At 42.0% G+C, this 607-nt stretch carries 2 tRNA genes; both read right to left on the bottom strand.

Going from position 1 to position 607, the window contains the following annotated elements:
- Positions 1–267 precede the first annotated feature (267 nt).
- Positions 268–341, bottom strand: a tRNA-Ala gene (locus MR764_RS20155).
- 77 nt (positions 342–418) lie between these two features.
- A tRNA-Ile gene (locus MR764_RS20160) sits at positions 419–492 on the bottom strand.
- Positions 493–607 lie beyond the last annotated feature (115 nt).

The raw sequence follows: 607 nt of genomic DNA on the forward strand, positions 1-607 counted from the left end.
AAAATAATCATCAATTATTTTTCCCAACATGCCAAAGAACTTTAACTTTAAGCTACTAGCTTTGAGCTATTAGCTTCGAGTACGTAGATAATCAAGGAGTCGAACCTTTTTTCTTGCAGCCGTCCTGCTTTATCTCTTGTTCCATCATTTCTGTATTTTGAACGCACCTGCCTGTTTTTAGTGTGGCAACACTTTGTTTTCGAGCTTTTTACTCTCAATTCCTGTCTGATAATCTTCTTCTCTTTAAGTCTATCAGTCCAGATTTTGTGGAGAATAAGGGAGTCGAACCCTTGACCTCTAGAATGCAAATCTAGCGCTCTAGCCAACTGAGCTAATCCCCCGTTTTCAGTTCGCAGTGTTCAGTCTCAGTGTTCAGTTCTTCACTGTTTACTGTGACTGCATACTGTGACTGGGCTTGTAGTCCCGCCCAGACTTGAACTGGGGACCCCTACATTATCAGTGTAGTACTCTAACCAGCTGAGCTACGGGACTATTCAACAAAGCCGCAAGCTTTGAGCTTTTAGCTGTTAGCCGGCAAGCCCCGCTTGTAACTCTAGTATATTTTTAAAAAAGCAAGGTCCAAAATTGTCAATCTCGTCACAGAGTA

Source organism: Maribellus sp. YY47 (assembly GCF_023111095.1).
In the GTDB taxonomy this organism is placed as follows: Bacteria; Bacteroidota; Bacteroidia; order Bacteroidales; family Prolixibacteraceae; genus Draconibacterium.